Origin of the sequence: Streptomyces sp. NPDC048650 (assembly GCF_043199095.1) — a bacterium.
Classification (GTDB): domain Bacteria; phylum Actinomycetota; class Actinomycetes; order Streptomycetales; family Streptomycetaceae; genus Streptomyces.
On the sequence record NZ_JBICVM010000001.1, the window covers coordinates 432301 to 450173 of the forward strand.

The following is a 17873-nucleotide window of genomic DNA, read 5'->3' on the forward strand; positions in this document are numbered from 1 at the left end:
CCCCTACCCCCGGAGTCCCCGCCCCCGGAAGGAGCCCGACATGCCGCAGAGCCCCCAGAGCAGCCCCCCGACCGTGGTGGCGGTCATCCCCGCCCGCGGCGGATCCAAGGGCGTGCCCGCCAAGAACCTCGCCGTCGTCGGCGGCATCCCCCTGGTGGCCCGCGCGGTCCGCGAGTGCCGCGCCTCCCGCCTGGTGACCGACGTGGTCGTCTCCACCGACGACAGCGGGATCGCGGCGGTGGCGCGCGGCGCGGGTGCGGTGGTCGTCCGCCGCCCCGGCGACATCGCGGGCGACACGGCCACCAGCGAGGCCGCCGTGCTGCACGCCATGGACGCCTACGAGGCGGAGCACGGCACCACCGTCGACGCGGTGCTGCTCGTCCAGTGCACCAGCCCGTTCATCGTCCGCGAGGACATCGACGGGGTGGCCGCCGCGGTCGTCGAGGGCGGCGCGGACAGCGCCCTGACCGTGGCCCCCTTCCACGGCTTCGTGTGGCGGTCCGACGACGGCATCGCCGACGACGCCGGCGCGGCCGCGGGCGCCGCGATCCCCGCCCAGGCCGTCGCGGAGGCCGGCGACCGGCCCGCCACCGCCCCGGCCCCCGCCACCACCGCCGGCGGCTACGGCGTCAACCACGACAAGTCCTTCCGGCCGCGTCGCCAGGACCGGCCCCAGGACCTGCTGGAGACCGGTGCCGCCTACGCCATGGACGCGGCCGGCTTCCGCGCGAGCGGCCACCGCTTCTTCGGCCGCAGCGAACTCGTCCCCACCGACCCCGCCCGGGTGCTGGAGGTCGACGATCCGCACGACCTCGCCCGCGCCCGCGCGCTCGCGCCGCTGCTCGACACCCCGCGCCCCGGCGCGCTCCCCACCAGCGACGACATCGACGCGGTGGTACTGGACTTCGACGGCACCCAGACCGACGACCGGGTGCTGATCGACGCCGACGGACGGGAGATCGTCGCCGTGCACCGCGGCGACGGCCTCGGCATCGCCGCCCTGCGCAAGGCGGAGCTGAAGCTGCTGATCCTGTCCACCGAACAGAACCCGGTCGTCGCCGCACGGGCCCGCAAGCTCCAGGTGCCCGTGCTGCACGGCATCGACCGCAAGGACCTCGCCCTCAAGCAGTGGTGCGAGGAGACGGGCATCGAACCCGAGCGGGTGCTCTACGTCGGCAACGACGTGAACGACCTCCCCTGCTTCGACCTCGTCGGCTGGCCGGTGGCGGTCGCCGGAGCGCACGACGTGGTGCGCGGCGCGGCCCGCGCCGTCACCGCCACCCCCGGAGGCAGCGGCGCGATCCGGGAGATCGCCGCCTGGCTCCTGGGCCCGTCCCTGTAACCCCAACCGACCCACCCCCTCACACACCCCTTCACACGCCCCCTTATCAACACGAAGGAATCCTCCCCATGAGCAGCAACTCCCGCCTCCGCACCCTCGGCGACCGCGAGGCCGGCCCCGGCCGCCCCGTCTACGTCACCGGCGAGATCGGCATCAACCACAACGGCGACCTGGAGAACGCGTTCGCGCTGATCGACGCCGCCGCCGACGCCGGCTGTGACGCCGTCAAGTTCCAGAAGCGGACCCCGGAGATCTGCACCCCGCGCGATCAGTGGGACATCGAGCGCGACACCCCCTGGGGCCGGATGACCTACATCGACTACCGCCACCGCGTGGAGTTCGACGAGGACGGCTACCGCGCCATCGACGAGTACTGCAAGAAGCGCGGCATCGCCTGGTTCGCCTCCCCCTGGGACGTGGAGTCCGTCGCCTTCCTGGAGAAGTTCGACGTGCCCTGCTACAAGGTGGCCTCCGCCTCCCTCACCGACGACGACCTGCTGCGCGCCATGCGCGCCACCGGCCGCACCGTCATCCTCTCGACGGGCATGTCCACGCCCAAGCAGATCCGCCACGCCGTCGAGGTCCTGGGCAGCGACAACATCCTGCTCTGCCACGCCACCAGCACCTACCCGGCCAAGGCCGAGGAGCTCAACCTGCGCATGATCAACACGCTGCAGGAGGAGTACCCCAACGTCCCGATCGGCTACAGCGGTCACGAGACCGGCCTCCAGACCACCCTCGCGGCGGTCGCCCTCGGCGCCACCTTCATCGAGCGCCACATCACCCTCGACCGCGCCATGTGGGGCTCCGACCAGGCCGCCTCCGTCGAGCCGGGCGGCCTGACCCGCCTGGTCCGCGACATCCGCACCATCGAGGAGTCCCTCGGCGACGGCGTCAAGAAGGTCTACGAGTCCGAGCTCGGCCCGATGAAGAAGCTGCGCCGCGTCACCGGCGTGGTCGCCGAGTCCGAGGCCGCCGACCTCGAGCCGGCCTCCGTCTGACGGGAAGAGTGGAGTTCCCATCGTGAGCTCACCCGAAGGGACCCGCGCCGAGCAGGCCATGCCCGGCGCCGAGGTCCCGCCCCAGGAGACGACGGGTACTCCCGCCCGTCGTCTCCTCGGGGTGCCCCGGCAGCGCAAGGGGACCGCAGCCTGCGGCGACGACGAGAGCGGGGCACCCGTGGACACCGGCACCCTCGCCTTCGTCGAGAGCCCGGTGCAGCTGCTGAACGTCCTGGAATGGGCGCACACCGCCCAGCCCGTCGTGCTCACCGTCGTCGTGCTCTCCCCGCACGACCCGATGACCCGCGGCCAGCTGCGCCGGATGGCCGAACTCGCCCGCGACGAGGGCCACGCGGTCCGCTGGGAGGAGGCCCGCGGCGGCCCCACCGCCCCGGTGCGCACCGTCGGCGGCCTCACCCCGCTGCTGCGCCGCGCGCACCGTGTCGTCCTCGGCGACCCGTTCTCCCGCTACGTCCAGCTCCTGCTCACCCTCACCCGGGCGCGCGAGCTGATCGTGGTCGACGACGGCACGGCCACCATGGAGTTCATCGGCCAACTCGCCCGCGGCGAACGGCTGGTGCGCTGGCACCGGCACGGCAGCGGACGCGGCCTCCGGGACCTGGTCTTCGCCCCCTTCTCGGCCACCGCCCGCCGCCGTCTGACCCCGGCCCCCCAGGGCGGCCACCGCACCATCGGCCTCTTCAGCTCCATGCCGGTCGACGTCCCGCCCGGCGTCCACGTCACCACCAACGACTTCGCCTGGACCCGCGCCCGCTTCGGCCCGCCCCTGCTCACCCGCGGCACCGACATCGTCGGTACCTCGCTGGTCGAGACCGGAGTGGTGGACGCCGACCGCTATCTGGAGGCCGTCGGCGCCCTGGCCGCCGCCCACGGCGCCACCCGCTACTTCGCCCACCGCCGCGAGAGCACCGACAAACTCCGCCGCCTCACCACCGAGACCGGCCTCGAGGTCGTACGCCCCGACCTCCCCCTCGAACTGATCGCCCGCCGTGGCCCCATCGGCCGCCTGATCCTCAGCTTCCCCTCGACCGTCGTCCACACCCTGCCGCTCGCCCTCCAGGGCACCGAGGTCAAGGTCGCCGTCTGCGACATCGACCCCGCGTGGCTGACGGTCGGCGCCTCACCGCGGGCACAGGGCTTCCTGGACGGCGTCACCGGCACCGCCCGTGACGTGCAACGGCTCCCGTTCACGCGGAGAATGGCCACCGGGTGAAGACACCGGGTGAGAGCGCCGGACGAAACCGAACTTCATACCCTTCGCGGCATCCACCCATGCACCAACCGGACTGATTTTCTCCCCCCAACGGGCTGAACTTTTGTTGATCGAGGGACAGTTGCCCCACCCGGGCCCGTAACCTTCAACGGGTGAACCAACTGATGTCCCCCGATGCCGCCGCCCCGACCCTGCTCCCCGGAACCGTCCCCGAGGCGCTCCTCGCCGAACTCATCGACTTCCGCCGCGACCTGCACCGGCACCCCGAGCTCGGCAACCAGGAGCTCCGGACCACCGCGGCGATCAAGGAGCGTCTGGAGCGGGTCGGCCTTCGCCCCCGCGTCCTGACCACCGGCACCGGCCTCATCTGTGACATCGGCACGGAGCCCGGTTCCGGCTCCGGCGCGCTCCCCCTCCTCGCCCTGCGCGCCGACATCGACGCCCTCCCCATCCCGGACACCAAGACCGTCGCCTACGCCTCCTCGGTCCCCGACCGCGCGCACGCCTGCGGACACGACGTCCACACCGCCGTCGTCCTCGGCGCGGGCCTGATCCTGGCCGGGCTGGCCCGCGAGGGACGGCTGGCCCGCCCCGTGCGGCTGCTCTTCCAGCCCGCGGAAGAGGTCCTGCCGGGCGGCGCCCCCGACGCCATCGAGTCCGGGGTCCTGGACGGCGTCGGCCGCATCCTCGCCGTCCACTGCGACCCGCGCGTCGACGCCGGTCGGCTCGGACTCCGTACCGGCCCGATCACCTCGGCCTGCGACCGCCTGGAGCTCGAACTCGACGGCCCCGGCGGCCACACCGCTCGCCCCCACCTGACCACCGACATGGTCACCGCCGCCGCCCGCGTCGCCCTCGACGTGCCCGCGCTGCTCTCCCGCCGCGTGGACGCCCGCGCCGGCCTCGCCGTCACCTGGGGCCGCCTCGAATCCGGCCACACCTGCAACGTCATCCCGCAGCACGCCGAGCTCTCCGGCACCGTCCGCTGCCTCGACCTCGACGCCTGGCGCCAGGCCCCCGACATGGTGCACGCGGCCATCGACGAGGTCGCCGCGCTGCACGGCGCGAAGTCCCAGATCAACTACGTCCGCGGTGTCCCGCCGGTCGTCAACGAGCCGGTCAGCGCCCAGCTGCTCCAGGACGCGATGACCGCCCGCCGCGGCCCCCACGCCATCGAGGACACCGAACAGTCCCTCGGCGGCGAGGACTTCTCGTGGTACCTCGAACACGTCCCCGGCGCCATGGCCCGCCTCGGCGTCCGCCGTCCCGGCGCCCGTCACCAGTACGACCTGCACCGCGGCGACTTCGACGTCGACGAGGAGGCGATCCGGGTGGGCGTGGAACTGTTCACGGCGGCGGCCCTGTTGAACGGCGACCTCTCGACCTGAGCTCCGCGACGGCCCGGGGCGGGACGCTCGGCGGGCCGTACGTCCGTCGCCGACCGCTGCCCTCCGCCGCCCCGGGCCGCGCCCTCGTCGTTGAGCATGCACCTGCCAGGAATGAACCGGGTCCCTCGCGCCGCGGCCCGACCGGCGTCGGCCGCCCGGCCCCGCTCGCTCCGGCGGTATCCGGTCGGTCCGGCGGCATCCGGTCGGTCCGACGGCAGCCGGTCCGTCCATGATCCGGAAACCGGAGCCGCACGCTCCTGTGCCGTGGCGGACGGCCGGACCGCAGCGGCCGGGCCCGGCCCGACTCGCTGTGTGATCTTGAAAGTTCCCCCGGCGGCGCCCCGGCACCCCTCACCCCTACGCGACGAATCGATAACGTCCACGCAGTGGAGGGTTTTGCGCCAGGTCTACGCGCGTTAATCTCCCGACAAGCCAGCGCCAGTGGGGGCGCTTAGAGCGAAGGGAAGGCCCCGTGCGTCGGGTCATCAGGATTGCCGCCGCGGCTGCCGGGACCGTGTGTCTCGCGCTCACCGCCACCGCGTGCGGACAGAGCTTTGCCGAGGCCAACCGTGCCAAGCACGCGGGCGTCGGACTGGCCTTCGACATCGGCGGGCGGGACGATCACTCGTTCAACGAGGCGGCCGCGCGCGGTACGGAGAACGCCAGGAAGAAGCTGGGCGTCAACGTCAAGATGCTCACCGCGAAGAACGGCGAGACCGAGGCGGACCGCGAGCAGCGGCTCAGCTCGTTCGCCGAGGCCGGGTACAACCCCGTCATCGGGGTCGGCTTCGCCTACAGCCAGTCCGTACAGAACGTCGCCAAGGACTTCCCGGACACCACCTTCGGTGTCGTGGACGCCGTTCCGACGGGCAAGAACGTCGACGCGATGGTGTTCGCCGAGCACGAGGGCTCGTATCTGGCGGGTGTCGCGGCGGCGCTGAAGAGCAAGACCCACAAGGTCGGCTTCATCGGCGGTGTGAACAACGCGCTGATCCAGAAGTTCCAGGCCGGGTTCGAGCAGGGGGTGCGCGACACCGACCCGAAGGCCAAGGTCACCTCGCAGTACCTCTACCCGAACAACGACAAGGGCTTCAACGATCCGGCGGCCGCCAAGGCCAAGGCCAACGGCATGCTCGACGGCGGCATCGACGTGATCTACTCGGCCGCCGGACAGTCGGGCGCCGGCTCCATCGAGGCGATCAGCAAGGTCAAGGGCGCCTGGGCGATCGGGGTGGACAGCGACCAGTACCTCCAGCCGGGCCTGGTCAGGTACAAGGACCACATCCTGACCTCGGTGGTGAAGAACGTGGATGTGGCCGTCTTCGACCTGATCAAGAGCGTCGAGGACCACAAGCCGCTGACCGGCGTGCACGCCTACGACACCAAGCGCGCAGGTGTCTCGCTCGCCACCTCGGGCGGCTTCATCAAGGACATCCAGCCGCAGATCGACGCGGCCCGGAAGAAGATCATCGAGGGCAAGGTGAAGGTCAAGGAGACGCCGTAGCCCATGACCTTCGGGTCCCTGTCCCTCCTGCTTCTTTCTTCTTCGGCTCCTTCATCCCCGAGGGGAGTGCGTCATCAACGCAGCACCCACGAACAGCAGCCCGCCCGGCCCGGACGCCCCTGCTGTCGAACTCCGCGGAATCACCAAGAGGTTCCCCGGCGTCGTGGCCAACCACGACATCCACCTCACCGTGCGCCGCGGCACCGTCCACGCCCTCTGCGGCGAGAACGGCGCCGGCAAGTCCACCCTGATGAAGATCCTCTACGGCATGCAGAAGCCGGACGAGGGCACCATCGCGCTGGACGGCGAGCAGGTCTCGCTGCACACTCCCGGCCACGCCATCGCCCGCGGCATCGGCATGGTGCACCAGCACTTCATGCTGGCCGACAACCTCACCGTCCTGGAGAACACCGTCCTGGGCGCCGAGAAGCTGCACGGCATCGGCGCCGGGGCCCGCGCGAAGATAGCGGAACTCTCGGACGCCTACGGGCTGGCCATCCGCCCGGACGTCCTCGTCGAGGACCTCGGCGTCGCCGACCGCCAGCGGGTGGAGATCCTCAAGGTCCTCTACCGGGGTGCGCGCACGCTCATCCTCGACGAGCCCACCGCCGTCCTCGTCCCCCAGGAGGTCGACGCGCTCTTCGACAACCTGCGGGAGCTGAAGTCCGAGGGTCTGACCGTCATCTTCATCTCGCACAAGCTGGGTGAGGTGCTCTCGGTCGCCGACGACATCACGGTGATCCGGCGGGGCACGACGGTGGCGTCGGTCGCGCCGGCGGACACCACGCCCAAGCAGCTGGCCGAGCTGATGGTCGGCAGCGAGCTGCCGTCGCCCGAGACCCGCGAGTCGACGGTCACGGACGAGACCATGCTCCAGGTCAGCGACGTGCACCTGTCGGCGACCGACTCCGACGGCGTGGTGCGTACGGTGCTGGACGGCATCTCGCTCACCATCCGCAAGGGCGAGGTGCTCGGCGTCGCCGGCGTCGAGGGCAACGGCCAGGCGGAACTCGTCGAGGCCGTCATGGGAACCCGCACCCCCGACCACGGCACCATCACCCTGGACGGCAAGGATCTCTCCGGCGCCTCCACCCGCGCCCGACGGGTCGGCGGCATCGGCTACATCCCCGAGGACCGCCACCGCCACGGCCTGCTGCTGGACGCCCCGCTGTGGGAGAACCGCATCCTCGGCCATGTCACCGAGCGCCCCAACAGCAAGGGCCGGCTGCTCGACCTGGCCGGGGCCCGCGCCGACACCCAGCGGATCGTCGCCGAGTACGACGTCCGCACGCCCGGTATCGACGTCACCGCGGCCTCGCTCTCCGGCGGCAACCAGCAGAAGCTGATCGTCGGCCGGGAGATGAGCCACCACCCCAAGCTGCTGATCGCCGCCCACCCCACCCGCGGCGTGGACGTCGGCGCGCAGGCGCAGATCTGGGAGCAGATCCGCGAGGCGCGCCGCGAGGGCCTGGCGGTGCTGCTGATCTCTGCCGACCTGGACGAGCTGATCGGGCTGTCCGACACCCTGCGGGTGATGTACCGGGGCCGGCTGGTCGCGGACGCGGACCCCGCCGTGATCACTCCGGAGGAGTTGGGCTCCGCCATGACCGGTGCCGCAAGCGGCCACCTCAGTGCGTCCGACGACGCCGACGCGCAGGACGCCGAGGCGCAGGACACCGCGTCGCAGGACGACGACGCGCAGGACCCCGACGCGCAGGGCGGTGAGCAGCAGTGAGTACCAGCACCAAGAACCCCACCGTGGACGCCATCGCGCGCAGTGCCACCCGGGACAAGGTGATCCTCGCGATCGCCGCGCCCCTCCTGGCCATCGTCGCCGCGATAGTGATCTCGTCGCTGGTCTTCCTGGCCTCCGGCGAGAACCCGTTCCGGGCCTACGGGATCATGGCCGATTACGGCCACTACAGCGACAGCCAGGTCTGGATCATCAACAAGGCGGTGCCGTACTACCTTTCGGCGCTGGCGGTGGCCATCGGCTTCCGGATGAACCTGTTCAACATCGGTGTCGACGGCCAGTACCGGCTCGCGGCCTTCGCGGCCGCCGCGGTCGGCGGGGCCGTCGCTCTCCCCGGCGCGATCCAGATCATCCTGCTCATCGTCGTCGCGATGCTGGTGGGCGCCCTCTGGTCCGGTATCGCGGGTCTGCTGAAGACCACCCGGGGCGTCAGCGAAGTCATCACCACGATCATGCTCAACGCCATCGCGGCCTCGCTGATCGGCTACTTCCTGCAGGACGGCCGCCTCGCCATCAAGGACGGCAACCTCCTGCACACCAAGTTCCTGCCGGAATCCAGCCACTTCTTCGCCTTCCCGACCCACCCCAAGCCGGTCTACGGCTTCGTGGTGATCGCGGTGCTGGCCGGCGCGCTGTACTGGTTCGTCATCAACCGCACCCGCTTCGGCTTCGACCTGCGGGCCGTCGGCGCCTCCGAGTCGGCGGCCGAGGCCAGCGGCGTCAGCGTCAAGCGCATGATCGTCATCAGCATGCTGCTGTCGGGCGCGGCGGCCGGTCTGGTCGGCATGCCCACCCTGCTCGGCGAGTCCTTCCAGTACGGCACGGACTTCCCGGCCGGTATCGGCTTCACCGGCATCGCCATCGCGCTGCTGGGCCGCAACCACCCCGCCGGCATGGCCTTCGGCGCGCTGCTGTGGGCGTTCCTCGACCGCACCGGCTCCCGGCTGGAGTTCGAGGGGTACGCGCAGGAGGTCGTCGGCGTCATCCAGGGCGTCATCGTGCTGTGCGTGGTCATCGCGTACGAGGTCGTGCGCCGCTACGGCGTCCGCCTCCAGCAGCGCAAGGTCGGCGAGGAGCTGGCCGCTCTGTCCCGTACCACGGGCAACGACAAGCCGGAGGTGTCCGCGTGAGTACGGAACTCAAGTCCGCGGCGAGGCCCGCGGCCCCCCAGAAGGGCGGCCGGCGCAAGCTGACCTACCCCTGGGTGCTGCTGATCATCGCGGGTGCGCTGGTCGTGGTCTCCGCCCTCCAGGCCATCACCGGGGTCGAAGACCTCACCTCCACCGGGCAGTTCGGGGCCGCGCTGAGCGCCGCCGTGCCGATCGGCCTGGCGGGTCTGGGTGGCCTGTGGTCCGAGCGGGCCGGCGTCGTGAACATCGGCCTCGAAGGCATGATGATGCTCGGGTCGTTCGCGGCCGGCTGGATCGGCTGGCAGCACGGGCCGTGGGCGGCGGCACTGGCCGGCGTCGTCGGCGGTGCGCTCGGCGGCCTCATCCACGCCGTCGCCACCGTCACCTTCGGCGTCGACCACATCGTCTCCGGTGTTGCGGTCAACATCCTGGCGCTCGGCGCGACCCAGTACCTGGCCACCCTCTGGTTCGGCCAGGAGGGCAGTGCGGCCCTGCTGGCCGGCGGCAACGACAAGCAGTCGCCGCCGATGCCCGACATGCCGACGTTCACCGTTCCCGGGCTCGCGGACTGGCTGAACGCCGTCGAGGGCCACCACTGGTTCCTGGTCTCCGACGTCGCCGGGATCGCCGGCGCGCTGGTCACCGGCGTCTCCTGGCTCACCGTCCTGACGGTGGTCCTGTTCGTCGGTACCTTCTTCGTCCTGTGGCGTACGTCCTTCGGACTGCGGCTGCGCTCCTGCGGCGAGGCCCCGATCTCGGCCGAGACGCTGGGCGTCAACGTCTACTCGTACAAGTACGCGGCGGTGCTCGTCTCCGGAGCGCTGGCCGGCCTCGGCGGTGCCTTCCTCTCCATCGGCACGCACTTCTACCAGGACGGACAGACCGGCGGCCGCGGCTACATCGGTCTGGCCACCATGATCTTCGGCAACTGGCGGCCGGGCGGCGTCGCGATGGGCGCGGGACTGTTCGGCTTCATGGACGCCATGCAGCTGCGCAGCGGCGGCCCGACCGTCCACGCCCTGCTCCTGGGCCTGGCGGCGCTGCTCGCCGTCCTCGCGCTGCTGCGGCTGCGCGCCGCCAAGCGCGCCCAGGCCGCGGTTGCCGCAGTGGTGGCCGTCGTCCTCATAGCCTGGTATTTCCTGGCCGACACCGTTCCCCTCGAACTGGTCGAGGCGAGCCCGTACCTCGCGACCCTGCTTGTACTGGCTCTCTTCTCCCAGCGGCTCCGGCCACCGAAGGCGAACGGCAAGCCCTACCGCCGAGGACAAGGCACTTGACTCCTCCCCCTCGTGAACGAGGGGGATTCCTGGCTCACGTTGCCTGCGGCCCGGCGGGCGCACAGGTCTTGCACGATCAGCACCAGCCGGGTTGCAGACCAGCCCGGACCTGGGGGCACCTCCCAGCGGTAGCTGGGGGACATCACGCGTGCGGAGTTCTTGTCCCTGGGGGATACGGCTCCGCACGCGGTGCAGGCATATGTCCTTTCGGAGAGGGGGAGTGCGTGCTTGGTTCTCGCTCCGCACTGCGCACAGTCCATCGTGGTGTGCGCGGGATGGACCAGGTGCACAATGCGACCGTGCTTGCGGGCCATCTCGACCAAGGCACCCGTGGTCGCGCCGATCGCCGCGTCTGCGGCCTTCCTGGCCATGGTCGACCTGGCCAGAAACTTCGGCCGGAAGTCCTCCACCGCGATCTGGTCATGGTCGCGGACGACCTTCTTGGCCCACTTCCGACCGGTGTCCTGGCGCTACCGGGCAACCTTCTTGTGGAGTCTCGCGATCTTCCGCTTCGCTTCGCGGTAGCCCTTCGAGCCGGCTTGTCCCTTGGCGGGGCGGCGACGGGCCATCATCCGCTGATAGCGGGCAAGCTTCTGCGCCGCAGTCTTCCCGTGCTGTGGGTGGGGAAGGTCGTGGACATCGGAAGTGGTGGTGGCGGTCTCCCTGACGCCCCAGTCGATACCGATCACGTGGCCGGCCGCAGGAAGGTTCTCGGTCTGGGCGGGCACCACGAAAGACGCCCACCAGTGGCCGACGCTGTCCCGCTACACACGCACGCTGGAAGGGGGCTTGGGCAGCTCCCTCGACCACACCACCCGCAGCACGATCCCGCCCGCCGGATGCAAACGGCCGTCCTTCAAGCGGAAGCCGCGCCGGGTGTACTCCAGCGTCGGCAGCGCCTCGCGCTTCTTTTTGTACCGCGGCATCCCGGCCCGCTGCCGCATCGGCAACCGGGCCTTGATGTTCTTGAGGGCCTTCGCGCGGGGCTTGCCGAAGTCGCGGATGATCTGTTGCTGAGGAACGTTGGCGCCTTCACGCATCCACGGGGTCATGGCGCGGGCCTCGGTCAGCATCTTCGCGAGCTGGACCGGCCCACACGTCCGCTTGTCGCCGGCCGTGGCAGTGTTGTGCAGGTACACGGCCTTGGACTTGGCGACGCACTCGTTCCACACCCACCGGCACCGGCACCGGCCCCACTCCGCTTCGAGCGAGGTGCGGGCCGTGGACGACACCCGGAGACGGTAGGCATATCGGGCGTGCCCGGTAGCACCCTCCGCCTTCGCTTCCGTCGTCATGACGCTCAACTTATCCGGTACCACTGACAGTTGAAGTCACCTGATCACGCCGGGCCTGCTTGCCGCCCCGGTGGTGGACGCCGGATCGCCTGGCGACGATCAGGCTGTCCCTGCCTTGCTCCGTAGGAGCTTCGTTTCTCCCCCGCAAGCGGGGGTACCCCACCCCACCTGCAGGTGGGCGCATTTACGAAGGAGACTTGATGACACCACCGGTGCCGGTCGACTGGACCGCACTGCGCGCGCAGGCCCGGGACGCGATGTCCCGGGCCTACGCCCCGTATTCCGGCTATCCCGTAGGCGCCGCCGCCCTGGTGGACGACGGCCGTACGGTCACCGGCTGCAACGTCGAGAACGCCTCGTACGGCCTCGCGCTGTGCGCCGAATGCGGCCTGGTCTCGGCCCTGTTCGCGGGCGGCGGCGGCCGGCTGACGGCCTTCACCTGCGTGGACGGCGAGGGCGCGCTCCTCGTCCCGTGCGGGCGCTGCCGCCAACTGCTGTACGAACACGGCGGCCCGGAGCTCCTGGTCGATACCGCCGCCGGAATCCGGCCGCTGTCCGACCTGCTTCCGGACGCGTTCGGGCCGGGCCATCTGGAGAGATGACGGACGCTGGCCGCCTCCCGTTCTATGCGTGTAGAACGGGAGGTGTCACGTTCCTCGTGCGAAGTTCGGGGAACGCAGTCCGAAAGGAAGCCACGCCCCATGGACGTCATCTCCGTCATCCGCACCAAGCGCGACCGCGGCGAGCTGACCCCCGATCAGATCGACTGGGTCATCGACGCCTACACCCGCGGCGAGGTCGCCCACGAACAGATGTCGTCCCTGGCGATGGCCATCTTCCTCAACGGCATGAACCGCCGCGAGATCGCCCGCTGGACCGCCGCGATGATCGACTCCGGCGAGCGGATGGACTTCTCCTCCGCCCTGACCCGCCCCACCGCCGACAAGCACTCCACCGGCGGCGTCGGCGACAAGATCACCCTGCCGCTCGCCCCGCTCGTCGCCGCCTGCGGCGCGGCCGTCCCCCAGCTCTCCGGCCGGGGCCTGGGCCACACCGGCGGCACCCTCGACAAGCTGGAGGCCATCCCCGGCTGGCGCGCCGCCCTCTCCAACGCCGAGATGCTCGACGTCCTGCGCGACGTCGGCTCCGTCATCTGCGCGGCCGGCGACGGCCTCGCCCCCGCCGACAAGAAGCTCTACGCGCTCCGCGACGTCACCGGCACCGTCGAAGCCATCCCGCTCATCGCCTCCTCCATCATGTCCAAGAAGATCGCCGAGGGCACCGGCTCCCTCGTCCTGGACGTCAAGGTCGGCTCCGGCGCCTTCATGAAGCACCTCGACGACGCCCGTGAACTGGCCGCCACCATGGTCGAGTTGGGCACCGACCACGGCGTACGCACCTCGGCCCTGCTCACCGACATGGCCACCCCGCTCGGCCGCACGGCCGGCAACGCCCTGGAGGTCCGCGAGTCCGTCGAGGTCCTGGCCGGCGGCGGCCCGCAGGACGTCATCGACCTGACCCTGGCCCTCGCCCGCGAAATGCTCGACGCGGCGGGTCTGACGGACGCCGACCCCGCCAAGGCGCTGGCCGACGGCTCCGCGATGGACCACTGGCGCCGCATGATCACCGCCCAGGGCGGCAACCCCGACGCCCCGCTCCCCGTGGCCCGCGAGCAGCACACCGTCACGGCCTCCGCCACCGGCGTCCTCACCACCCTCGACGCCTACGCCGTGGGCCTCGCCGCCTGGCGCCTGGGCGCCGGCCGCGCCCGCAAGGAGGACCCGGTCCAGGCGGGCGCCGGAGTGGAGCTGCACGCCAAGCCGGGGGACACCGTCACGGCCGGCCGGCCGCTGTTCACGCTGCACACGGACACCCCGGAAAAGCTCCCGTACGCCCTGGAGGCACTGGACGGCGCGGTCCTCGTCGGGCCGGCGGACGCGGACTTCACCGCCTCGCCGGTGGTGCTGGAACGCATCGGCTGACCTGCGGTTTCCCGTACGGGTGAACGAGAGCTGTGGACCGGTTCGGCATGCTGGGATCGGTGTCATACCGAGATAGGAGACCGCCATGAGTGCACTCCCCGCCGACCCCGCTCCGGGGCAGCACTGGGATGAGCTCGTCCGCTTCTGGGAGGAGTCGGACTGGCCCGAGGGCAGCAAGGTGGAGATCATTGATGGGATCATCGTTGTGACACCACCGCCTGCCGCGCCCCACAGTCGCATTGCCGACAAGGTTCAGCGCAGTCTGTACACCGTGCTTCCCAAGGACTGGGGGGCCCATCAGACCCTGGGAGTTGCCCACCCCACTCGCGGGCGCCTCTACATCCCTGACCTCGTCGTTTTCCCGGACGATGTCGTGGACGCGCTGGAGGGGGGCGCTGCCGCCCCGCTGACCGAAGCCGAACTGGTCGTCGCGATCACCTCGCCGTCCCACGCGAGCTTCGACCGGATCAACGAGGCGGCGGCCTGCGCGCAGGCGGGTGTTCCGCTGTATCTCCTCATCGACCGCTTCGCCCCTGCCGGGCCCGCTGTCACGCTCTACGGAGAGTCCAAGGACGAGGTCTACCGGGAGCTGCAGAAGGTGAAGTTCGGCGAGGAGGTCCACCTCCCCGACCCCTTCCCGCTCACGATCGATACCAGCGTGTTCCCCTTCGGCGGCGTCTGACGGCGACGGGCGCACCAGGAGTGACGAAGGGCCCGCCCCACCAGGACAGGTGGTGGGGCGGGCCCTTCGGGTTCAACGGGTGCGGCTACGCCGCCCGCTCCAGGTGCAGGAGCCGCCGTTCGACGACCGCCTTGCGCGTCGCGTACAGCGTGATCGACGCGGCGCCGACCATCGCGGCCAGCCCCAGGACGACGGTGCCTTCCCAGCCCGCCGCGTGGAAGGCCGCGGCGCCGAGCGCGCCGCCCAGGCTGCTGCCGACGTAGTACGCGCACTGGTAGAGCGCGGATGCCTGGGCGCGGGCCGTCCTGGCGGTGCGGCTGACCGAGGACGAGGCGACCGCGTGGCCCGCGAAGAAGCCCGCCGTGATCAGGATCAGGCCCGCCAGCACCGCGGCGACCGAGTCGGCCAGCGACAGCAGCAGGCCGGCCGAGGTGGCGCCGACCGCGAGGTAGAGGGCGCCGCGACGGCCCATCCGGGCGACGAGCTTGCCCGCCGCCGCCGAGGAGACCGTACCGACCAGGTAGACGATGAAGATCGAGCCGACGATGCCCTGCGGGAGGTTGAACGGCTCGGAGACCAGCCGGTAACCGATGACCGTGTAGACCGCGCCGAAGACCGTCATGAACAGCGCGCCGATGCCGTACAGGCGGCGCAGCAGCGGATTGGCCAGATGGCCGCCGAGGGTACGGGCCAGTGCCCGCGGACCGACCGCGCGGGGCGCGAAGTGCCGCGCCTTGGGTACCAGCAGCCGGAAGGCCACCGCGCACACCACCGCCATCACACCGACCGCGCCGAGCGCGGCCCGCCAGCCCCACGCCTGGGCGACCCAGCCGGTCACGATCCGTCCGGACATCCCGCCGATGCTGTTGCCCGCCACGAACAGTCCGATGGCCGCCACCAGGGCCTTGGCCCGTACCTCCTCGGCCAGGAAGGCCATCGCCGAGGCCGGCAGCCCGGCCAGCGCGATGCCCTGGACCGCGCGCAGTGCGATCAGCGCGCCCAGCGTCGGGGCGAAGGGCACCAGCATCGCGATCAGCGCGGCGACGGAGAGGGAGGCGGTCATCAGCGTGCGGCGGCCGAAGCGTTCGGAGACGGCGCTGAGCGGGATCACGCCGAGCGCCAGGCCGAAGGTGGCCGCCGATACGGTCCAACTCGCCTGGTCCGGCGCGACGTTGAGGTCGCTGGAGATCGCCGGCAGCAGCGCCTGCGTGGAGTAGAGGAGCGCGAAGGTGGCGACTCCGGCGGCGAAGAGGGCGAAGCTCATCCGGCGGTAGCCGGGGCCGCCCGGGTGCAGCTTGTCGGACTCGGGGTCGACGGCAGCGGCTGCGGGGGAAGAAGTGTCTGTGGACGACTGGGGAGAGGCGGCCGTACGGATGATGACGGACGCCCCGGTATCGGCGGGAGGCATGCTTCGAACGTAGGGGTCACAGCCTCATGCGTCCAATGCATGGAAACTGCATAATTGATGCTGTGGCACATGATCGCAGTTCACGAACGCCTCTGTCGCAACCTCGCAACAGAAAAGACATGTCGGAAGTGGCGGAGGCCACTGATCTTGGTGCGGATTCCTGGGCATACGCGCTCGCGCCCCGCCTCGCGCAGTTCGCCGCGGTGGCTCGCCACGAGCATGTCACCCGGGCCGCGCACGAGCTGGGCATGCCCCAGCCGACCCTCAGCCGCGCGATCGTCCGACTGGAGGAGGACCTCGGCGTCGCGCTGTTCGCCCGACACGGCCGTACCCTCTCGCTCACCCCGGCCGGCCGGGCCTTCCGCGCCTCCGCCGAACGGATGTTGACGGACCTGGAGCGCGCCACCGACTCCGTACGCGCCGACGCCGACCCCACCGCCGGCAAGGTCGCGTTCGGCTTTCTGCACACCCTCGGCTCCGAGACCGTGCCCGGCCTTCTGCGCACCTTCCGCGTCGACCACCCGAGGGTGCGCTTCCAACTCGTCCAGAACTACGGCGAGGCCATGATCGAACGACTGCGGGCCGGCGACCTCGACCTCTGTCTGACCTCACCGGTGCCCGACTACCCGGACCTGGTCGCCCGCCGCCTCGACGAGCAGAAGCTGCGCCTCGTCGTCCCGGACGACCACCCGCTCGCCGGGCGCAAGCGGATCCGGCTGGCCGAGGCGGCGGGCGAACTCTTCGTCACCCTCGAACCGGGCTTCGGACTGCGCCGGATCACCGACGCGCTGTGTGCCGAGGCCGGTTTCACCCCGCGGGTCGCCTTCGAGGGCGAGGAGGCCGAGACCCTGCGCGGCCTGGTGGCGGCCGGGCTGGGGGTGGCCCTGCTGCCACCCCCGGCGGTGCCGCGCCCCGGCGTCGCCGAACTGACCGTGACGGCCCCGCGGGCGGTCCGCGAGATCGGCCTGGCCTGGCTGGACGGACACCAGGACACCCCGCCGGTTGCCGCGTTCAAGAAGTTCCTGCTGAGCCGGCGGGGGCTGCTGCTGCCCCGGTGAGGGGGATCAGTGCCGCAACGACGCCCCGAACCCCGACGCCAGCGGCATCCGCAGGCCCAGCGGCGGGGGAGCGGCCAGCGCGTCCTCCACCGGACGGGCGTAGTCGCGGGCGAAGAGGGAGCCGAGCATGAAGTCGGTGGCCAGGGCGAGGACTTCGGCGCGGTGCTGGTGGAGGGAGTGGCCGTCGGAGTGGACCTCGAAGCGGCAGACGTCGCGGTTGATCTTCTTGGCCCGCTCGGCGTAGTGGTAGGAGAGGTCGGGGTCGGTGTGTTCGTCGTTGGTGCCGTGGACGAGCAGGACCTGGCGGCCGATGAGCTGTTTCACCGGATCGGGGTCCTCGGGGTCCGTGCGGGGGTCGGGGAACCAGGGGGCGAGCGCCAGTACGGAGTGGACGGCCGGGTGGCCCGCGGCGTGCAGGGCCGCACGCGCACCCATACCCGTACCGACCAGGCAGACCGGCACATCGCCGTAGCGGCGGACGATCTCGTCCAGGGCCCAGGTGGCGTCCCGCGCGGGGTGGGCCGCCGAGCCGTTCCAGCCTCGGCAGCGATAGCGCAGGACATGGGCGGCCAGGCCCTCGGGGCGGCCCGCCTTCGCCAGTCGGACCGCGAGCGGGCGGACCGCCAGCGCCGAGATCGGCGACGGACGCCGCACCCCCGTGGGGCCGCCCTCAGGCAGTAAGAGGGCGACGCCGCTCACCGCCTTGTCCGTCCCGGCCGTTCCGCGCGGTTTTCCCAGCCGGGCCTCACGCACCGGCAGCGCTTGCTGAGCCATGACGAGAACGATGGCAGAAGGCAGGGTGCAGGCCACCCCGTGGAC

The 17873-nt window shown here is 71.2% G+C and carries 14 protein-coding genes and 1 pseudogene; 12 read left to right on the forward strand and 3 right to left on the reverse strand.

Going from position 1 to position 17873, the window contains the following annotated elements:
* The first annotated feature begins 40 nt into the window (after positions 1–40).
* From ACGFML_RS02020 to ACGFML_RS02055, 8 genes are all read left to right on the forward strand, one after another.
* A complete protein-coding gene (locus ACGFML_RS02020) occupies positions 41–1342 on the forward strand; it encodes a cytidylyltransferase domain-containing protein (protein WP_393538951.1) in 1302 nt (433 codons plus the stop codon).
* 68 nt (positions 1343–1410) lie between these two features.
* Complete coding sequence (locus tag ACGFML_RS02025) at positions 1411–2343, forward strand: N-acetylneuraminate synthase family protein (RefSeq protein WP_393538953.1); 933 nt, start codon at positions 1411–1413, stop codon at positions 2341–2343.
* A 58-nt stretch (positions 2344–2401) separates the two neighbouring features.
* The gene (locus ACGFML_RS02030) at positions 2402–3577 is read left to right on the forward strand and encodes a hypothetical protein (protein ID WP_393540359.1); all 1176 of its coding nucleotides are present in this window, start codon (positions 2402–2404) and stop codon (positions 3575–3577) included.
* A 164-nt stretch (positions 3578–3741) separates the two neighbouring features.
* Positions 3742–4965, forward strand: coding sequence for an amidohydrolase (locus ACGFML_RS02035; RefSeq protein WP_393540361.1), 1224 nt, complete (start codon positions 3742–3744; stop codon positions 4963–4965).
* Positions 4966–5437: 472 nt separating this feature from the next.
* Positions 5438–6469, forward strand: coding sequence for a BMP family protein (locus ACGFML_RS02040; protein ID WP_393538954.1), 1032 nt, complete (start codon positions 5438–5440; stop codon positions 6467–6469).
* Positions 6470–6632: 163 nt separating this feature from the next.
* A complete protein-coding gene (locus ACGFML_RS02045; protein ID WP_393538956.1) occupies positions 6633–8204 on the forward strand; it encodes an ABC transporter ATP-binding protein in 1572 nt (523 codons plus the stop codon).
* Complete coding sequence (locus tag ACGFML_RS02050; protein WP_393538958.1) at positions 8201–9352, forward strand: ABC transporter permease; 1152 nt, start codon at positions 8201–8203, stop codon at positions 9350–9352. The genes ACGFML_RS02045 and ACGFML_RS02050 overlap by 4 nt, the downstream gene beginning before the upstream one ends.
* Positions 9349–10629, forward strand: coding sequence for an ABC transporter permease (locus tag ACGFML_RS02055; protein ID WP_393538960.1), 1281 nt, complete (start codon positions 9349–9351; stop codon positions 10627–10629). Before ACGFML_RS02050 ends, ACGFML_RS02055 begins: the two co-directional genes overlap by 4 nt.
* Positions 10630–10656: 27 nt before the next feature.
* Here the strand turns inward: ACGFML_RS02055 and ACGFML_RS02060 are convergent.
* Positions 10657–11924: pseudogene (locus ACGFML_RS02060) on the reverse strand (RNA-guided endonuclease InsQ/TnpB family protein); the annotation flags it as partial.
* A 200-nt stretch (positions 11925–12124) separates the two neighbouring features.
* Between ACGFML_RS02060 and ACGFML_RS02065 the strand changes: the two are divergent.
* The 3 genes from ACGFML_RS02065 (at position 12125) to ACGFML_RS02075 (ending at position 14588) form a co-directional block, all read left to right on the forward strand.
* Positions 12125–12526: a cytidine deaminase gene (locus tag ACGFML_RS02065; RefSeq protein WP_393538961.1), complete on the forward strand. Its 402-nt coding sequence runs from the start codon at positions 12125–12127 to the stop codon at positions 12524–12526.
* Between the two features lie 99 nt (positions 12527–12625).
* A complete protein-coding gene (locus ACGFML_RS02070; RefSeq protein WP_393538964.1) occupies positions 12626–13906 on the forward strand; it encodes a thymidine phosphorylase in 1281 nt (426 codons plus the stop codon).
* Between the two features lie 85 nt (positions 13907–13991).
* Positions 13992–14588: a Uma2 family endonuclease gene (locus ACGFML_RS02075; protein WP_393538966.1), complete on the forward strand. Its 597-nt coding sequence runs from the start codon at positions 13992–13994 to the stop codon at positions 14586–14588.
* An 85-nt stretch (positions 14589–14673) separates the two neighbouring features.
* On the opposite strand, the gene ACGFML_RS02080 is transcribed toward ACGFML_RS02075, so the two are convergent.
* Positions 14674–15996 (reverse strand): MFS transporter, encoded by a 1323-nt coding sequence (locus ACGFML_RS02080; RefSeq protein WP_393538968.1) that lies wholly within the window; start codon positions 15994–15996, stop codon positions 14674–14676.
* A 119-nt stretch (positions 15997–16115) separates the two neighbouring features.
* On the opposite strand from ACGFML_RS02080, the gene ACGFML_RS02085 reads away from it, so the two are divergent.
* Positions 16116–17054: a LysR family transcriptional regulator gene (locus ACGFML_RS02085; protein ID WP_393538970.1), complete on the forward strand. Its 939-nt coding sequence runs from the start codon at positions 16116–16118 to the stop codon at positions 17052–17054.
* Positions 17055–17060: 6 nt separating this feature from the next.
* Here the strand turns inward: ACGFML_RS02085 and ACGFML_RS02090 are convergent, their stop codons facing one another.
* Entirely contained in the window at positions 17061–17828 is a 768-nt protein-coding gene (locus ACGFML_RS02090; protein WP_393538972.1) for an alpha/beta hydrolase, read from the reverse strand.
* Between the last annotated feature and the right edge of the window lie 45 nt (positions 17829–17873).